Annotated in this window: 17 protein-coding genes; 1 reads left to right on the top strand and 16 read right to left on the bottom strand. The window is 53.8% G+C overall.

The genetic code is table 11. The annotated features are described in order from the left end of the window. The 14 genes from ACRQU7_RS08035 to ACRQU7_RS07970 form a co-directional block, all read right to left on the bottom strand. Positions 1–2,220, bottom strand: coding sequence for a ComEC/Rec2 family competence protein (locus ACRQU7_RS08035; RefSeq protein WP_444645069.1), 2,220 nt, complete (start codon positions 2,218–2,220; stop codon positions 1–3). A 30-nt stretch (positions 2,221–2,250) separates the two neighbouring features. Then, positions 2,251–2,790, bottom strand: coding sequence for a phosphoribosyltransferase family protein (locus tag ACRQU7_RS08030; protein ID WP_038323689.1), 540 nt, complete (start codon positions 2,788–2,790; stop codon positions 2,251–2,253). A gap of 39 nt (positions 2,791–2,829) precedes the next feature. Then, a complete protein-coding gene (locus ACRQU7_RS08025) occupies positions 2,830–3,168 on the bottom strand; it encodes a histidine triad nucleotide-binding protein (RefSeq protein ID WP_444645066.1) in 339 nt (112 codons plus the stop codon). Positions 3,169–3,214: 46 nt separating this feature from the next. After that, positions 3,215–5,845: an alanine--tRNA ligase gene (gene alaS, locus ACRQU7_RS08020; RefSeq protein ID WP_444645064.1), complete on the bottom strand. Its 2,631-nt coding sequence runs from the start codon at positions 5,843–5,845 to the stop codon at positions 3,215–3,217. Between the two features lie 370 nt (positions 5,846–6,215). After that, complete coding sequence (locus ACRQU7_RS08015) at positions 6,216–7,817, bottom strand: peptidoglycan D,D-transpeptidase FtsI family protein (RefSeq protein ID WP_444645062.1); 1,602 nt, start codon at positions 7,815–7,817, stop codon at positions 6,216–6,218. Between the two features lie 94 nt (positions 7,818–7,911). After that, a complete protein-coding gene (locus tag ACRQU7_RS08010; RefSeq protein ID WP_444645060.1) occupies positions 7,912–9,135 on the bottom strand; it encodes a peptidase U32 family protein in 1,224 nt (407 codons plus the stop codon). Between the two features lie 20 nt (positions 9,136–9,155). Beyond that, positions 9,156–10,469, bottom strand: a complete 1,314-nt coding sequence (gene mltG / locus ACRQU7_RS08005; protein WP_444645058.1) for an endolytic transglycosylase MltG — start codon at positions 10,467–10,469, stop codon at positions 9,156–9,158. Positions 10,470–10,507: 38 nt separating this feature from the next. Next, positions 10,508–11,104 carry a 5-formyltetrahydrofolate cyclo-ligase gene (locus ACRQU7_RS08000; RefSeq protein WP_444645056.1) on the bottom strand — a complete coding sequence of 199 codons (597 nt, stop codon included), beginning with the start codon at positions 11,102–11,104 and terminating at the stop codon, positions 10,508–10,510. After that, positions 11,095–11,634, bottom strand: coding sequence for a DJ-1 family glyoxalase III (locus ACRQU7_RS07995; RefSeq protein ID WP_444645054.1), 540 nt, complete (start codon positions 11,632–11,634; stop codon positions 11,095–11,097). Before ACRQU7_RS07995 ends, ACRQU7_RS08000 begins: the two co-directional genes overlap by 10 nt. A gap of 16 nt (positions 11,635–11,650) precedes the next feature. Beyond that, positions 11,651–12,535 carry a GNAT family N-acetyltransferase gene (locus tag ACRQU7_RS07990; RefSeq protein ID WP_444645052.1) on the bottom strand — a complete coding sequence of 295 codons (885 nt, stop codon included), beginning with the start codon at positions 12,533–12,535 and terminating at the stop codon, positions 11,651–11,653. A 38-nt stretch (positions 12,536–12,573) separates the two neighbouring features. Then, on the bottom strand, positions 12,574–13,239 hold the full coding sequence (locus ACRQU7_RS07985) for a dTMP kinase (RefSeq protein WP_444645050.1): 666 nt from the start codon (positions 13,237–13,239) through the stop codon (positions 12,574–12,576). After that, on the bottom strand, positions 13,239–14,009 hold the full coding sequence (thyX, locus tag ACRQU7_RS07980) for an FAD-dependent thymidylate synthase (protein ID WP_444645048.1): 771 nt from the start codon (positions 14,007–14,009) through the stop codon (positions 13,239–13,241). Before thyX ends, ACRQU7_RS07985 begins: the two co-directional genes overlap by 1 nt. Before the next feature lie 149 nt (positions 14,010–14,158). After that, positions 14,159–14,791: a DUF47 domain-containing protein gene (locus ACRQU7_RS07975; protein ID WP_444645046.1), complete on the bottom strand. Its 633-nt coding sequence runs from the start codon at positions 14,789–14,791 to the stop codon at positions 14,159–14,161. Between the two features lie 68 nt (positions 14,792–14,859). Beyond that, positions 14,860–15,861, bottom strand: coding sequence for an inorganic phosphate transporter (locus tag ACRQU7_RS07970; protein WP_042081676.1), 1,002 nt, complete (start codon positions 15,859–15,861; stop codon positions 14,860–14,862). A gap of 601 nt (positions 15,862–16,462) precedes the next feature. On the opposite strand from ACRQU7_RS07970, the gene ACRQU7_RS07965 reads away from it, so the two are divergent. Next, entirely contained in the window at positions 16,463–16,639 is a 177-nt protein-coding gene (locus ACRQU7_RS07965; RefSeq protein ID WP_444645044.1) for a hypothetical protein, read from the top strand. A 195-nt stretch (positions 16,640–16,834) separates the two neighbouring features. On the opposite strand, the gene ACRQU7_RS07960 is transcribed toward ACRQU7_RS07965, so the two are convergent. Continuing rightward, positions 16,835–16,969, bottom strand: coding sequence for a hypothetical protein (locus ACRQU7_RS07960; protein WP_444645042.1), 135 nt, complete (start codon positions 16,967–16,969; stop codon positions 16,835–16,837). Beyond that, positions 16,966–17,166 carry a hypothetical protein gene (locus tag ACRQU7_RS07955; RefSeq protein WP_038323678.1) on the bottom strand — a complete coding sequence of 67 codons (201 nt, stop codon included), beginning with the start codon at positions 17,164–17,166 and terminating at the stop codon, positions 16,966–16,968. The genes ACRQU7_RS07960 and ACRQU7_RS07955 overlap by 4 nt, the downstream gene beginning before the upstream one ends. Positions 17,167–17,227: the final 61 nt, after the last annotated feature.

The raw sequence follows: 17,227 nt of genomic DNA, 5'->3' as shown, positions 1-17,227 counted from the left end.
TTACTCCCTCCTTAATTGTAAAGTCCCGTCGTCCTTTATCTGCAGCACAATATTTCCGGCGCCGCCCGTCACGATCGGGTTCAGCTTTTTTATCTGTGAAACGTCCTGCCCCATCGTTTCCCCATCCGCAGAAAGGATGGTAACCAGGGGATGAAGCAGGTTTGCGTTTTTCGGAACGGACTCCGCCGCTGCAAAATCGGAGACAAGCCATTCCTCCGGCAGGCCGTCAAGCTTTGCCCCGGCGGGGCAAACCAAAACCGACACGCCGCCGGCCGTAATCCTTGCCGCGGCAGCAGTGCCGTCAAACCGCACCTGCACCTCCGTATTCTCCCACAATTTCGTGTCGGCGGAAAGATCGTATGGAGCCACGCTGCCCGCTTGCGTAACCGCCTTACGGATATACGTATCGACCATCCCGTCCTTTGGGATCACAAGCCTGTCCGGCGTAAACGCATTCATCAGCTCTGCCGCATTTTTTGCTTCCTCCGCCGTCAGGGTCAGCGGCTGAAGGACATCCAGCTTCGTTACCCCCTGGCTGCGCAGATAACTGCCGACGGTTTCGGAGCGAAAGCCCCCGCAGCCGATCACCGCCGCGCGGCCGTTGCGCGTAAGAACGACGGACCCGGCGCCGTCCAGAACGGCAAGGCGCGTCACGTTGCGCATGGAAAGCTGATAAGAAAAAATACCGGTCAGAAGCAACGTCAGCGAAAGCAGCGCGGTGACCCGGAACAGCTTCCGGCTTTTCATCATCAGGACGGTCGCTGCAATCAAAAGGACCGTACCGGAGAGCCAGACCGTCACAAATCCGTAGGACGCCGAAACAGAGGCGAACGGAGTTTGCGCAAGCCAGTGCGCGCAGGCAAGCATATATTTCGCCAGCAGCCCCGAAACCAGCGCAAACGGCATGGCAAGGAAGGACTGCGGGGCAATCAGATTGATTACGGCGGCAATAGCCGCAAAATTCATCATCAGCGTAGAAGGGACCAGCTCCAGAAGATTGGCAATCGGCGCGGCAAGCGAAACACTTTGAAAAGAAAGGATGACGATCGGCAGCGTAAAAAGCACCGCCCATACGGTGGTCCCCAGAATTCCGTTGACCCCGCGCACAAGGGGACCGATCTTCTTTATTTTATCATATTTCCGGTTCAAATAGCCAGCCGTCTGTCCGGAAAATAAAATCAGCCCCAGTGTTGCGGAAAACGAGAGCAGCAAGCCCACATCCGCAGCGGCGTACGGGTTCGACCAGCCGATCAGCAGCACGGAAATGCTCAGGGAATTCAGCGAATCCGGATGACGGGACAAAAGCATGCCCGAAAGGTAGATCAGGCACATCACCCCACTGCGCGTAACGGATGGGACAAAGCAGGTAACTGCCATAAAGCAGACGACGCCGACACCGGCCAGAGCCGCCGCGGGCTTCTTCGGCACCCTGAAAAACAGGAGCAGCATCAGGATCAGTTCCGCCATCGTCGTCATGTGCAGCCCGGAAACAGATAAAATATGGGAAACACCGATGGCCCGGAAGTCGGCGGTCACCTGCGGGGAAAGGCTGGTCTGATCGCCAAAAAGGACCCCGTTGACCAGCTTGGCCTCACTGGGAGGCAGCATGGAGCGGATGGATTTCAGCAGCGCGGACCGAAGCTTCAGCGCGTAATAGTACGGCGGCTTTCGCGTAGGGGGGCTCACCCGCACGTTTTCATATTCATAAAGGTAAGAAAACAGGGTGATTCCCTTGGAAGCGTAGTAGGAGCGCGAGGAATAGCCCTCTCCGCCCGAAGGCAGGAACAGATGTACCTTCCCTTTCACATGGGAATACGGTTCCACGTTCAGAGCGCCCTGTGACGAAATCCGTATTTTCAGCGGCCTGGGGGCGTCTTTCAGAGAGATGTCATTGACTTCCACAATATAATAAAACCGGTTGTACGCCTGATAAGGAAGCTCACAGACAGTACCGTCGATCACCGCATCCCGACCGGCAAGCAGCTCCGCCGGTTCCACCTGGGACTGATGATACGCGTAAAAACCACCGAATGCCAGCGACACCGTAAGCAAAGCGGCGGGAAACACGCCGACAGCACGCGTTTTCGGTGCCAGCGCGGTAATCAGGAACCCCGCAAGGGAGGCACAGGCAAGAACCAGCGACAGCTCCGGGCCAAAATAAACAGCGGCCGCCAGTGTCAGCAGATAACAAAAACCCACCAGCACAAGCGGCCGCTTCATCATAACTCCCCCGAAATGAAAATGTCCGGATTATTTAAAAAACAACGGCAGAGGCTCCAGATAAATAATATCGTCCCTGTCCTTGGCATCGCCCTCGGCGAGCACACAGGCGCGGCCGACAATCTTGCCGCCGAACTGCCTGACGAGGTCCTCCATTGCAGCAAGGGATTCTCCCGTGCTGATCACGTCGTCCACAATCAGGACGCGCTTGCCGTTCAGTCCCTTATAATCGTCTTCCGCAAGATAAAGCTTCTGCACATGATCCGTGGTGATGGATTTCACCTCTACGTGAATGGGGTTGCGCATATACGCTTTTACGCTTTTACGCGCGACAATGTAACGGCGGCAGCCCTGACGGGCCATTTCGTAGCAGAGCGGGATTCCCTTTGTTTCCGCCGTGACGACGACATCATGCTCCGGGCATTTCTCGAGAAGCGCGGCCGCCGTTTTCTCAGTGATCTCCACGTCGCCGAGCATGACAAAGCCCGCGATGTCAAGCGTGTCGCTGATCGGACAAATCGGCAATTCGCGCTCGCAGCCCGCGATTGTCATCTTGTAATATTCACCCATTATTATTCGACCTTTCCGATTGAAATAAAACGCTGTTTATCAGCCCGGAGGCCACTTCATGGAACGGCCCCCAAGCAGGTGGAAATGCAGGTGCGGCACACTCTGACCGCCGTCCTTTCCCACATTGCTGACAACACGAAACCCTTTTTCCAGATTGTTTTCCTTTGCGAGTTTCGCCGCCACTTCAAAAATATGGGCGACGATCGCGCTGTTTTCCTCCGTGATATCTTCCACAGACTGAATATGTTCTTTTGGAATAATCAGAATGTGCACGGGCGCCTGGGGATCCAGATCATAAAACGCCAGCACACGGTCATCCTCGTACGCCTTTTTACTGGGAATTTCGCCGTTCGCTATTTTGCAAAACACGCAGTCCACGCTGAGACCTCCTTTGTTCTAACAATGCAACGCTATTATTATAGTATCATTTGAGCATATTGGCAACAATTTTCTCAACTTTCGCCAGAGCGCCGTCCAGCTTTGACAAATCCTTCGCACCGGCCATGGCGCTGTCCGCCCTGCCGCCGCCGTTGCCGCCCGCAAGCTGTGCGACCGCGCGCACGATCTGACCGGCGTTGACGCCCTTCGCCAGTGCTTCCTTAGCGACACACGCGGCGATGTTGGCCTTTCCGTCCCGGGTTCCGGCAAACACGGCAACCATGTTCGGGGCATGGTCGCGCGCTTTGTCACAGAGGGCGCGCAGCTCGTCCGGCTCCGTTCCGGGGAACACGGCGGTGATGACCTGAACGCCGCCCACCTGCTTCGCGCCGGCAATCAGGCTGTCGATCTGAATTCCCGCCAGCTTGGAGTTGAGCGCCTCTATGGTCCTGTCCTTTTCCTTCAGCTCCGCGGAAAGCTGAGCCGCTTTCTGCACCAGCTCGGAAGAATTGTTCAGCTTCAATGCGGCGGCCGCCTCGTCGATCTCGCCGATAGTACGGTTCATCAGGTCGAGCACGCCCGTGCCGGTAACGCCCTCGATCCGGCGCACGCCGGCGGCGACGGAGCTTTCCGACAGGATTTTAAACAGGCCGATTTTCGCGGTGTTGTCCATATGGGTACCGCCACAGAATTCACGGCTGAAACCACCGACGGTGACAACGCGGACGATATCGCCGTATTTTTCACCGAACAGGGCCATCGCGCCCAGCTTCTTTGCCTCTTCGATCGGCATTTCGCGGCACTCCACGTTTCTTCCGCTCAGAATCACCTGATTGACAAGCTGTTCGACCTTTCCCAGCTCTTCCTTTGTCAGAGCGGAAAAATGCGTAAAGTCGAAGCGAACATGCTTTTCATTGACCAGCTGTCCGGCCTGTTCCACGTGGTCGCCCAGCACCCTGCGCAGCGCGGCCTGAAGCAGATGCGCGGTCGTGTGGTTGCGCATGACGGCGAGGCGTTTTTCCCGGTCTACGGAAGCTTTGACTTCTTCATCGACGCTGATCTGCCCGGCCGTCACAACGGCGTGATGCAGATAATTTTTCGCATGGTTCTTGGTGGTATTTCTGACCTCCAGCATCGCATCGGCGGACTCGATGGAGCCGGTATCGCCGACCTGCCCGCCGCTTTCCGCGTAGAAAGCGGTCCTGTCGAGCACCAGGGCAACCTCGTCGCCCGCGGTTGCGGATTGTACGCGTTCGCCGCCGCGGATAATCGCAAGGACCTTCGCCGCGGTCTCCATCTGCCCATAGCCGAGGAACCCGGTTTCCGGAACATTTTCCAGCAGATCGCTCTCGCCTTCCCAGGCGTCCGCTCCGGCGTTCTTTCTCGCGGCCCGCGCGCGTTCGCGCTGCTCCCGCATCAGGCGCTGGAATTCTTCTTCATCAACGGTCATGCCGCGCTCCGCCAGAATTTCCTTGGTAAGGTCGATCGGGAAGCCGTAGGTATCGTTCAGGCGGAACGCGTCCGCGCCGGAAAACACCTTGTTGCCGCTGTTGTCAATATAGCCGCTCAGAAGCTGAAGCCCCTGATCGATCGTTTTTGCAAAGCTTTCTTCCTCCACACCGATGAGCTTTGTGATCATGGCGCGTTTTTCATCCAGTTCTGGATATGCGTTTTTATTCTCGTCGATGACCGTCTGCGCAACCTCCGCAAGGAACGTGCGGCTGATCCCGAGCAGGCGCCCGTGGCGCGCGGCACGGCGCAGCAGACGGCGCAGGACGTAGCCGCGGCCCTCGTTGGACGGCATGACGCCGTCGCCGATCATAAAGGTGGTGCTGCGGATATGGTCGGTGATGACCCGCAGGGAAATGTCCTTTTTCGGATCGTCGCCGTATTTGACGCCGGAAATGCGGCAGATATGCTTCATGATGTTCTGGACGGTATCCACAAGGAACAGGTTATCCACGCCCTGCATGATGCAGGCAAGGCGCTCCAGCCCCATGCCGGTGTCGATATTCGGATGCTCCATCGGCGGGTAGTTGCCCTTGCCGTCGCTGTTGAACTGGGAGAACACCACGTTCCAGAATTCGACGTAGCGGTCGCAGTCACAGCCCACGCCGCAGGTCGGCGAGCCGCAGCCGTACTGTTCGCCGCGGTCAAAATAGATTTCGGAGCAGGGGCCGCAGGGGCCGGAGCCGTGCTCCCAGAAATTGTCCTCTTTTCCCAGACGGACAATGTGCGACGGATCGACGCCGACTTCCCTCGTCCAGATTTCGAACGCTTCGTCGTCATCGGTATAAATGGTGACCCAAAGCTTATCCACCGGCATTTGCAGCACTTTGGTACAGAATTCCCACGCCCACGCGGTGGCCTCGTGCTTAAAATAATCACCGAAGGAAAAATTGCCCAGCATCTCAAAATAGGTGCCGTGCCGGGCGGTGATGCCGACACGCTCAATGTCCGGCGTGCGGATGCATTTCTGGCAGGTCGTCACTCTTTTGCGCGGTGGAGTTACCTCTCCGGTAAAATATTTTTTCATCGGCGCCATGCCGGAATTAATCAGCAAAAGGCTGTTGTCATCCTTGGGAATCAGCGAAAAGCTCTGCAGGCGCAGATGCCCCTTCGATTCAAAAAACGACAGATATTTTTCACGCAGTTCATTTAACCCTGTCCATTCCATTACAATAACTCCATTCCGCCTGTCAGGCAAAAATAATTGACTTTGAAATTGAGGCGTACCGCAAAAAAATAGACTTCACCGTCCACAATGGGACGGAGAAATCCGTGGTACCACCCAAATTGCGCCTGAGCGCCGCTTGAACCCCCTTAACGCGGGGAAAACGCCGCGGTTCTTCACCGCGGGGCTGCGGGTTGGCTTCGGTGACAGCAGCTACGGAAATCTTTCAGCCGTGAATTTCCTCTCTTTTGCAGTGCCCGGCACCTTCGTACCCTTCATCGCCTTTATTCCTGTGCCGGGGTTCCCGGCACGATTCACTTTATTCCGTTTTGATTATAAACTGAATCCCGCGGCTTGTCAATCGAATTGTCGGTTATTGACCGATTTTATCGGCCAGCGCGTCGGCAATCTGCTTGAAGACCGGACCGCAGGTCGCGCCGCCGCCGGTCCCGTCCTCCGCAAACACTGTGATTACGTACTTCGGGTTTTCATACGGATAGAATCCGGAAAACCAGGATTCCACCGCCTCCACCCCGTTCACATACCGTCCCGTCTGCGCGGTCGCGGTTTTCGCGCCCGCCCCGCCCTTGGCCGGTCTGCCCTTTTTGCTGGTTCCCGTCTCAATGGATTCCTTCATAAAATCCCGGAGCAGGTCCACCGTGTTCTGTGAAATCACCTGAGTACTTTCCTGCGCGGGCGCTTTTGCCGTGTAATTCAGATTTTCATCCACAAGGCCCTCATACAGATAGGGCTGGGTATACTCCCCTCCGCTTGCAATCGCGTTCACCATCGCCGCAATCTGCAGAGGTGTGGCGGTCAGATCCCCCTGCCCGAACGAAAAGTTCGCCAGAGCCCTCGGGATATTGAGGCTTTTTAGGCTGGGAAGATTGCCCGAAGCCGACGAGACGCCCGGCGCGATCTCAAAGGAACGGCCAAAGCCCATGCTCTGTGCCATCAGCAAAAACTGGGCCTGGGGCACCTGCTTCATGAGATTGATAAAATAGGTGTTACAGGACTGCGCGATCGCCGATTTCATATTTTCGGCGCCATGGCTCTCCCCGTTAAAGCAATGGAAAATGCCGCCGTCCACGTCGATCGAGCCGGTACAGGTGTACTGGGTGTCCGGCGAAACGCCGTATTCCAGAGCGGCAGAAGCGGAAACGAGCTTGAATACGGAACCCACATTATACGCGGAAAGGCAGCGGTTGACGAGCGGAGAGCCCTCCGCTTTCAGCGCCGCCGCGATGTTGTTCGGAGAAAAGTCGGGCAGGCTGACCATCGCGCGGATTTTGCACGACGGCACCTCCGTAACGATCACCGCACCCTTTGTCAGATATTTCCCGGCGGCTTCTTCGGCGATCTCCTGAATATTCTTATCGATTGTCAGTACCACCCCGCTGTTGTGCAGATACGAGGAATCGCTGATCTTTTTGTCCTCTCCCGCCAGCACACGGTTGACGGCGTCCACCTTGTAGGTGACGGAAATCTGTCCCTGATTCTGCGTAAGCTGCTTATTGAACGCTTTTTCTATCCCTGCGGCACCCGCGCCGGAGCCGTCCAGATAGCCTATGGTGTGAACGGCGGTCTGTTTGTCGGCGTACCTTTTGTCAACGGGGAATACGTCGATCCCGTTCGCGGTAATGCTTTTCGGCAGCTTCAGGGCAAACGGCTTGCCCGCGGTCAGGGACGGATAAACACTCTCCAGTTCCTTTTCCGTCAGCACCTTGCTGAGTGCCGCCGCACCCTCCACACTCGGCGCAATGGCGGCGGCGTACTCCGTATCCGCGCCGGTCAAAGAGACTTTATTGCAGTCGTAAATGGTTCCTCTTGTTTTTGCCACCACCAGCTTATAGCTGCTTTGGTTGGCGGCGGTCGCGGCAAGCTGAGCGCCGTCCGACACCGTGTACAGGCTTAAAACGCAGAGAAACAGACAAAGCATAAACACACCGAAAAAAGCGGCTGTTCTTTTTTCCATAGAAACACTCCCCCATACTGGTTAGGATTACCAATATGGAGGAGCTTTAATCATGATTTTCTCTGTCAATGCATGGAATCTGTACGATATTGGGTTAGATTCTTGCCTTACGCAGGATTGCGCCCTTTTGAATGGGCCGGTCGGTTTTGAGAAATACGGTCATTGTGGCGTGGGGCGCCGAATCGATCGGGATCCAGTCCTTATCATATAATTCGTTCAGCGGAAGAAGGAACGGACGGTTCCCCGCCTCCAGCACGTCGGCGGTATCGCCTTTGAAAAAGCGGTTGCGCTGGGAAAGCGCCGCCACGCCGTTTTCATAGCTTTCACAGACGGCAATCACATCGTATTCCCTCACATAGCCGCCGTTTCCGTACACCTGCCCCGGTTCGGTCCCGAAGTAAAAGCCGGTGCTGTACTCGCGGTGGCTAATCTTGTTCAGTTCCTCCACGATCCATGGGGAAACCTTTTTTCCCGGGTCCGCGTAGTATTCGTCAATGGCGTTCCGGTAAGCGTTGGTCGCCACCGAAACATAGTACGCGGACTTTGCCCTGCCTTCTATTTTCAGGCTTGTCACGCCGGTTTTCAGAATTTCGGGAATATGTTCGATCATGCACATATCTTTAGAATTCAGAATATAGGAGCCATGTCCGTCCTCAGAAACCGGCATGTACTGGCCCGGACGTTTGGCTTCCATCAACGCGTATTCCCAGCGGCACGGCTGCGCGCAGTCGCCGCGGTTCGCGTCGCGCCCCGTCAGATAGCTGGAAAGCAGGCAGCGGCCGGAAAATGAAACGCACATGGCGCCGTGCACAAAAACCTCCAGTTCAAGCTCCCGGGGCGTTTTGGCGCGGATTTCCGCAATTTCCCCAAGGCTAAGCTCGCGCGCCAGCACAACGCGGGAAGCGCCCAGATCGTACAGCTCGCGGGCGCTGACATAGTTCGCGACGCCGGCCTGTGTGGACATGTGGATATCCACCTTCGGCGCGTATTTCTTCGCCATCGCCATGACTCCGAAATCCGCGATAATCAGCGCGTCCACCCCGGCTTCCTGCGCAAACCGCAGAAATTCCGGCAGACGCGAAAGCTCGCCGTTGTGCGGTACGGTGTTGCAGGTCAGATAGACCTTACCATTTTTGCCGTGCGCGTATTGCACCGCCCGAACCAGTTCTTCGTTTGTAAAATTGGACGGCGCCGTGCGCATGCCGAATTCCTGTCCGGCGAGATAAACCGCGTCGGCGCCAAAGCTGATTGCCGCACCGAGCCGTTCCCTGTCACCAACGGGGGAAAGCAGCTCAGCACGTTGATTCGTATCCGTCAATTTTTGTCCTCCAAAGCCTTCTATTTCAGTCCCGCCTTTTTCAGATTCGCTTCATGCTGCGCATTGGTAGCGGCATAATACGCTTTTCCGTTCTTATCATGGCAGAAGTAATAATATTTGGTGCTTGCGGGATTTAAGGCCGCGTCGATCGCATCCGTGCCCGGATTGCAGATCGGCCCCGCGGGCAGGCCCTTGATGGTATAAGTATCGTATTTGCTCTTATAGGTTTCGCGTATATCGGACGGTACGGCCGCCTTGGTACGATACGGATAATAGGTGGTCGGGTCCGAGCGCAGGCGAAGCAGGTCACCTTCTCCGCCGCTGTTCAGGCGGTTGTGGAAAACGGAGGAAATTTTGTACATATCGTCTTTGTCCGCCGCTTCCGCCTGAATCATGGAAGCCAGCGTCATCATCTGGTCAATCGTCATATTCTCTGCTGCCGCCTTATTGCGGATCTGCTTGGTCAGCTTCTTACTGCAATTGCTGATCAGCTTTTCGACCGCCTGCTCGGGGTCCTCGTCCTTATAAAATTCATAGGTGTCCGGGAAAAGGTAGCCCTCAAGCTTGTAGTAGCGGTCCGGCTCGTTTGTGATTGCCTGAAGCATTTCATAGCTTTTATCAAAGGTGTCCGAATTCACAACGGAAAGCACGTCTTTGGAGGAGCAGACCCCGTTTTTCTCCATCAGGTCTGCAATTTCAAGGATGTTGGCGCCCTCTTTGAAGGTAATTTTCACGGTATCCACGCGGTTTATATTGGACTGAAGGTTATTGATAATGGCCTCATAGTCCATATTGGTATCGATTTTATAGCTGCCGTTGCTGTAATGGCCGTCCGCCTTCGTCAGCCTGGAATAAACCTGAAAGAAGCTCACGTCGCGGATGATACCGGCGCTGTTCAGAACCTCCGCAACCTGTCTGCCAGAGGCGTTCTTCGGTATTTCGACCGTCACGCTCACCTTTTCCTTGCCGATCGCGAGCATATCGTTGATTCCCGTAATCAGAAACTGTGAAAAAAGGATGGAAGCAAACAGAACCATAATGATCCAGATGAACCGGAAAAAGCCCTTGTTTTTTCTGCCCTTTTCCTTGTTGCGGAGCTGGTGCGCCTTTTCGGCTTTGATTTCCGCTTCATCCTGCATGGACTTTGCCTTCTGCGCCTCTCGGGGATCGCTGTAGCTGCTGATGACGCTGTTGGACGCACCGTCGTCCGCATCGCGCAAATCGGAAGAAAGGTCCGTACCCGGCAGATCGCCCAAATCCTCATCGGGAATATTCAGCTTAAAGCTTTCCACCTTTTTCTGGTGGTACTCGTTAAGGTCCCTGTCATCGTTCATGGATACGTCCTCCTGTTTTAAACATCAGGATGGCTCTTTCAGCTTTTCTGATTTGCCATTCTCCTGATGTATTTCTCTGTAATCAGAATGTCGACCGGCTTGTCGTAATAGCCGTGGGGCAGATTCCACTGGACACAGCCGGAATAGCAGATTCCGACGGTGGCCCCCCCGAACTCCGCCAGAAAGCGGTCGTAATACCCCTTGCCGTAGCCGAGGCGATACCCCTGCGCGTCAAAGCTGAGTCCCGGCACAATGCAGAAACCCCGGGAAAAATCGGTCACCCTGCGGCACTTCGATACGATCGGTTCCAGCACGCCGAAGCTGCCTTTTTCCAGATCGTCAAGAGAGGTGATATAGAAGAACTCCATATCGTAGGTGTCCGGAACGCAGCGCGGTGCGGCAACCAGCTTGTGGTTAGCCAGCGCGGCCTTGATCAGGGCAATCGTGTCCACCTCGATCGGCTTGCTGACATACGTGAAGACCGTGTCCGCCGCGGCGTATTCCCGCAGCGCGAGCAGCCTGCTCTGGATTGTGGAATCCAAGCTGATTTTCCGGTCCTCACCCAGCTTTTCGCGGAACTGGCGGTAGCGCGCGCGCAGATTCATTTTGATTTCCCGGATATTTCTTACATACATTGCATCGACTTCCTAAGCATCTTTGATTTTTCAGCGCCAAACAGCACTTCCACAATTTGAAGTGCAAATTCGACGGCGACGCCGGCGCCCCTCGCCGTGATGATCTTTCCGCTGACGCAGACCGGTCCTTCGGACACGGTTTTTGCGTGCAGCTCCTGCTCATAGCCCGGGAAGCAGGTCGCCGTATGTTCTTTCAGCAGATTCATATGGCCTAAGATGGAGGGAGCCGCGCAGATCGCGCAGATATATCGGCCGTTTTCCGCGCAGTAACGGATGACGGCTTTCACAATCGGGGATTTTTCCAGATTGAGCGTACCCTGCACTCCGCCCGGCAGCACCACCATATCCAGCCCGTCCGTCACCGCTTCCTTTTCCTCTATGTCGGCGGTCACTTCAATCCGATGCGCCCCGGTGATTTTTTTACCGCCGACGCCGACCGTAACCAGGTCGCAGCCGGCACGCCTTAAAACATCGACGGTCGCCAGCGCCTCGATTTCCTCAAATCCATCTGCCAGAAAAAGATAAATCATTTTAATACCTCCAAAATTAATCCAGCGGCAATCCGAGATACGGCGCGGCCGAAGCCTGGCGCACCGAATCCAAAGCAGCTCCTCCGAGGGGCTTCAGCATCCCGAAATCGGATATTTCCCCCTGCTTTCCCAAGAGGGTCTCCCAGACGGGCAGACGGAACGTATACCGTTCAGCCGGCAGCCCGCTGATGATGTTCGCCGCAAGATCGCGAATGGTATCGCCGTCCGCCATCAGTTCCAGAACCGCGCAGGCGTCGGAATCCGTCCGGCGGCACAGGGCGTACGCGAATTTTTCACCGGTACGGGAGCAGATCATTTTGTCTCCGTAAATTTTGCCCATTCCGGCGGCAAAGGCAAACGCTTCGTCGCTCCAAAGCACGGAACCGGTTCTCCCCGCCAGCTTTCCCCCGCGGAGTCCGTTCATCTGGCCATACGTCAGAAGGGTTCTGGCGGAAACTCCCGAATCCGCCAGCGAACACATTTCCTCCAACGACAGAGAAACGGTGCCGACCTGAAAAAATTTCGTATAGTCGGACTTTTCATAAAGGCTGTACAAGCCCGGTTCGGCGGGAAGCACCGCGGAATACTGATCCCCCCGGTTGGCCCCTACCAGCGCGGCCGCGGCCAGAAGCGCCGCCATACAGCCGTGCCCGCGATACTGCGGCAAGGTAGCCGCCGCATAAATGTAGTGCGTCTGCACGGCCGCCGGGCCGGCAAGAATCCGGGCGGGCAGCAGATAAACAACGGACGCGGTTTTCTCCCCCATTTTATAAACCAGACAGTTCTCGGGCTTATAATAATTATTCAGGAAATATTTTGCCGGACGCACCGGCTCGTGAAAGCAGCTTGCCCAGATTTCTGCAAGCTCGCCGCGCATTTCCCAGTCAGCAAAACAAATCATACCAAACCGTCCTTCTCTGTCGTAAGGAAGCCGCGGGCTTACAGCACGCCCGCCGCAATCTCCATAACTTCACCGTGAATCTGTTCAACCGTTTTCAGGCCCCCGCTGTCCGCGCACTCAACTGTTTTCCAGTTCAGCCTCTGCACCGCGTATTCCGCGCTGACACGGCATGCGCGCAGATACTCCGCATTGCTTTCGTGGATATCCTTCTTTTCCTCGTTTCCATGGTACCTGCCGCTCAAAAGCTTCTGGGAAACCTCCAGCGGCATATTGAGGTAAATAGTCAGATCGGGACGGGGCAGTCCCAGCTTGTCGTATTCATAGTCCTGCACCCACTCCACAAAACCGGGCCACTGCTCCCGCGGCAGCTTGGAAAGCTGAAACACAATATTGGAAGTAGAATACCGGTCGGCAATAATCAGGGAGCCGTTACGGTAATCCTGCCGCCAGTGTTTTTGATAGCTTGCGTAACGGTCGACCGCGTAAAACGAGGAAGCGGCGTATGCGTTCACATCGTCGGGATCGGAGCCGAATTCCCCGTTCAGGTACATCTTGGCCAGAACGGAGGACGGCTCATTATAGTCCGGAAAGGAAACGCGGCGCAACTTCACGCCCCGTCCGGCCAGTGCTTTGCAGAGCAGCTCGGTCTGCGTTGCCTTTCCGCTGCCGTCCAGGCCCTCCATGGTAATTAATTTTCCGCTCATCAGTTTTCCCCTATTCCATTAAAAAACTCGCGCACCTCGTTGATTTTGCCGCAGGACATTTTCCCCTCCGGGCATGCACCGCGCAGGCAGGGCGGCCCGCAGTGCTTGAAAAGGTGCGGCGCCACGCCGCGGACAAGCCGCAGCATCTCCACCGCGACGGCGCGGATTTCCCACTGGGCGCGGTTGCAGCAGCGGTGGGAAAAGAAATTATACAGCGAGCGGGCGTTCATCGTGCACACCATCTTGGTGTCGCAGGCATTGGGCAGGACAAACCGCGCGTCCTCAATCGCCTGCTTCTGCGCGGCGCGCCCGGCGGACTTGTCATCCTTTCCGGCGTCCATCAGCGCTTTTTTATGCTTCTCCTTTAAAAGAGACGTCAGCTTTTCATAGTGTTTCTGGTCTTCCTCCATGGCCAGAAGGAACTCAGCCTTCGCCTCGGGAATCGCTTCAATCTCCGGCGGAACCACGTATTCAAAACAGGCTTCCGTCACATAGCGCTGGCTCTGCACGCTGTAGGAGGCGATGCGGTGGCGGGTCATCTGCGCCAGAAAGGAACGGGAAACCCCCTCGATCCCAAAGGTGAAGGACGCGTGCTCAATCGGGCTTTCATGCCCGATTTCGGCCAGCATATCCACAAAGGACGCAACCTTTTCGTCGGTGAGTCCTTCCGATATATCTTCTATGGAAGCAGGCGAGTAACAGAGCTTTGCCGCCTGCGCAACTGTTTTTTCCGGTTCGGGAGTATAAGCAATCAAAGTAACCTTTGCCATGAAAAATCCCCTTTTAAAATTATGTCATTATTAAAGATATTATAGCAAACTATTGGGTGCGGTTCAATATGCAACTTTCCCGTCATTTTTGCCGCAAAAAATAAAAAGCCCACCCGTCAAAAAAGGTGAGCTTCAAAAAGGCAATGAACTTAGGTGTTGGAAATAATAATCTGTTCTACGATGTCGGCGACGTCTTCACAGTAATCCAGCGAATTCTCCATGGTATTGTAAAGATTCTGGAGCCGGATCACATCGATCATTTCCATTTTGTTTGCCGGATCGAACAGTTCTCTCATTGCTTCGCTGAAAATAGCGTCTCCCTCTTCTTCCAGATGGTTAACATAAACAGACATTTGCTTAATACTTTTCAGATTTTTCTTAAACTGCTTAAAGTCGGCCATTAAAGTACACAGGCCCTCGCAGCTTTTGACGATCAAATCCACCAGCTTGACGGTCGTTTCATTCGCCTCGGAAATATGCATCATATAAATCTGATTCCCGATATCGTCGATGCTGTCCGTAATAGACTCGATCGCGCGGACCATATCCATCATATCCGAACGGTCGATCGGTGTGATAAAAGCGTCCGCAATGAGGTTGGAGCAGTAATGAACGTGCTTGTCCCCGTCATGTTCAAGTTCTTTCAGCAGGGTGATTTCTTTTTTGTCGATCATCCCATCCGTAAACGAAGTTTGAAGCACTTTTGCAGCGTGACAGGAAATACCGATTCCCTTTTCAAACAATGAGAAGTAGTCCGGCCCTTTAGCAAAAAAATTACTCATATAGTTCCCTTACCCTTCAAATACACAGATTCTTTCCTATAGACATATTCTATACCGTCTATACCATTCTAAAAGATCAGTATAAACAGTTTGGTCATCGCATAACCAAGAATCAGGCAGGCAGGGAAGGTCAGTACCCACGCCATTACCATTTCTTTGGCAATTCCCCAGTTTACGTCGGAAAAACGCCTGGCCGCGCCCGCACCCATCATAGCGGTGCCCTTTGTGTTGGTGGTGGAAAGAGGAATTCCGGAGCACACGGTCGTAACCAGCATACAGAGAGACGCCACGATTTCAGCGGAAAACCCCTGATACTTTTCCAGTTTGACCATATCGATCCCCATGGTCTTGATGATGCGGTACCCGCCGATCGAGGTGCCGATTGCCATGACCAGCGAGCAAAGCAGCATAATCCAGATATCTATATGTACCGTTGCCGGAATAGGCTGATTGTTTGCAAGAAGAATTACAAGCACAAAAACGCCCATAAATTTCTGACCGTCCTGTGCGCCGTGACTCGTAGCCATTAAAGCGGCGGAAGCAATTTGCCCCAGGGAAAAGAAGCGGTTCGCTTTGGAACGCTTGACCCTGCGGAATAAAAAGCCGATCGCCTTGGTGACAACATAGGCTGCAAAAAAACCGACGACCGTTGAGATGACAATTCCCCACAGCACCTTCTGAAACTCGGCCAGCTTAAAGGCGGAAAAGCCGTTATACGCGATTCCGGAACCCATCAGCCCGGCAATCAGCGCGTGGCTTTCACTCGTGGGGATTCCGAACTTCCAGGCCGACACCGACCATATTACTATGGAAAGCTGAGCCGCACAAATGGCGATCAAAGGGTTGGAGCCGGTCCCGACATTGACGAGATTGGCAATGGTGCTGGCAACAGCCGTGCCGAAGCACATGATGCCCACCAGATTAAACGCCGTAGCCATTAAAACGGCTGCCCGCGGGGAAAGCACTCGGGTCGAAACAACAGTAGCGATTGCATTCGGCGCGTCCGTCCAGCCATTGACAAAGATGGAAGCGCACACAAGGAGAAGTGCGATCATGAGCGCAAGTGACATGTAATTAACCTCATTTCGTCCTGTCGAGGGATGAATTCTTAGCTTTGATTAACATCTTACATTCATTTAACACAATTATAACAGAATATTAATAAAATATAAATAGAAAAGATTTTATAAAAGGACGAATTAATCAGGACGAAATAAGCTAATTTTGTATTTATTGCTTATTTTTTGCAGATTTTTACTCTATTATAATGATTAATATTACTATGTATTTATTATTTTATATTATTTGTTTAGTTTTTCGAAATTTTGAAAAATCTGACTTATAATAGGAAAATATTTCTGTAACACAATGAAACAGCCGCCATAAAATGGTATTGAGAAACAAAGGTTTCACTAAATGTGTTAGGAGGATTATTTTATGGATGGAAATAGCACGGAAACATCTGCGAATGTGCAAAACACAGGAAATTTTAACGAAGCTGTATGCATAGACGGACTGCGCGTATATGATTCATGCAGTGAAGAACAGTAAACACGTTTGATACATACGGACCCGAACGCCCGGCCCTTCTTTCATCGCCCTTCGGAATAAAAAAGGAAAATTCTGCATGTTTCGGAAAAATAGTCATACACTATTCCAGAGGTGATTGGCTTGGACTATACAGGATATTACGAATTCCCGTTTCCGTCGAATCTGCCTGAGCAGGACAGCAAGGTAAAGGATTTCTTTTTCTCCCTGTCGGATGATCTGCAGCTGAAGCTGCTGAACGGAAGCACTTCCTACGAGCATTTTCACGACCGCGTTGCAGAGTATATGGGAAAACAATAGGAAACACTGCCGCCCCGTGTGGGGCGGTTCTGTTTTTCTTCCCGCTTTATTTGGAAATCCTGGCGAGCCGGCGGAACAGCGTTTCATCCAACTGCCGTTCCACGTTCCGTTCAAAAGCACGTTTATAGGCGGAACAGAAACGGCGGCAGATCCTGTTGTCAGCCCTTCTCTTACATTTTGCACATGGCGCGCAGATCATTTTTTGCTTTCCCCCTTTTTCAGACTCTTTGCACGCTCTCCCCGGTTAAACGCTTTCAGTCCGGCCCACGTCGGTTTCCATCCGTAATAACGGCACAGGGCCATATATCCCTGAAGGACTTCGTATTTCATGGGTACTTCCCCTTTCCTTTTATAGGGCTTTTCTCTGCCGGCACGTCCCAGTCAATGGTCACTTTCACGGCAGACCCGTTTTTTTCACTGCAGATCTGTTCCGTTACATACCTCAGATTTTCCCTGTTGCGTGCGATCTCTCCGGCCGTTCCCGATAAAATATGCACGGTGACAGCCGGTTTTCCTGTGTCGCGCATATGCATCACCTCAGTAAAAATATGAATTCCGGTGTTTGTCCTATTCGTGCTAAAGCGTTTC

Source organism: Caproiciproducens puteiluti (genome assembly GCF_052442865.1).
Classification (GTDB): Bacteria; Bacillota; Clostridia; order Oscillospirales; family Acutalibacteraceae; genus Caproiciproducens.
The sequence above is the reverse complement of the archived record's forward strand: the minus strand, read 5'-3'. Positions and strand labels throughout refer to the sequence as shown.

Coding starts and splice junctions, on each gene's coding strand:
- ACRQU7_RS08035 (WP_444645069.1), bottom strand. CDS start 2,220: ATGAAGCGGCCGCTTGTGCTGGTGGGTTTTTGTTATCTGCTGACACTG.
- ACRQU7_RS07955 (WP_038323678.1), bottom strand. CDS start 17,166: ATGCGCGACACAGGAAAACCGGCTGTCACCGTGCATATTTTATCGGGA.
- ACRQU7_RS07960 (WP_444645042.1), bottom strand. CDS start 16,969: ATGAAATACGAAGTCCTTCAGGGATATATGGCCCTGTGCCGTTATTAC.
- thyX (WP_444645048.1), bottom strand. CDS start 14,009: ATGGCAAAGGTTACTTTGATTGCTTATACTCCCGAACCGGAAAAAACA.
- mltG (WP_444645058.1), bottom strand. CDS start 10,469: ATGAACGATGACAGGGACCTTAACGAGTACCACCAGAAAAAGGTGGAA.
- ACRQU7_RS08015 (WP_444645062.1), bottom strand. CDS start 7,817: ATGGAAAAAAGAACAGCCGCTTTTTTCGGTGTGTTTATGCTTTGTCTG.
- ACRQU7_RS08000 (WP_444645056.1), bottom strand. CDS start 11,104: ATGTATGTAAGAAATATCCGGGAAATCAAAATGAATCTGCGCGCGCGC.
- ACRQU7_RS07975 (WP_444645046.1), bottom strand. CDS start 14,791: ATGAGTAATTTTTTTGCTAAAGGGCCGGACTACTTCTCATTGTTTGAA.
- ACRQU7_RS07990 (WP_444645052.1), bottom strand. CDS start 12,535: ATGATTTGTTTTGCTGACTGGGAAATGCGCGGCGAGCTTGCAGAAATC.
- ACRQU7_RS08030 (WP_038323689.1), bottom strand. CDS start 2,790: ATGGGTGAATATTACAAGATGACAATCGCGGGCTGCGAGCGCGAATTG.
- alaS (WP_444645064.1), bottom strand. CDS start 5,845: ATGGAATGGACAGGGTTAAATGAACTGCGTGAAAAATATCTGTCGTTT.
- ACRQU7_RS07985 (WP_444645050.1), bottom strand. CDS start 13,239: ATGAGCGGAAAATTAATTACCATGGAGGGCCTGGACGGCAGCGGAAAG.
- ACRQU7_RS07995 (WP_444645054.1), bottom strand. CDS start 11,634: ATGATTTATCTTTTTCTGGCAGATGGATTTGAGGAAATCGAGGCGCTG.
- ACRQU7_RS07970 (WP_042081676.1), bottom strand. CDS start 15,861: ATGTCACTTGCGCTCATGATCGCACTTCTCCTTGTGTGCGCTTCCATC.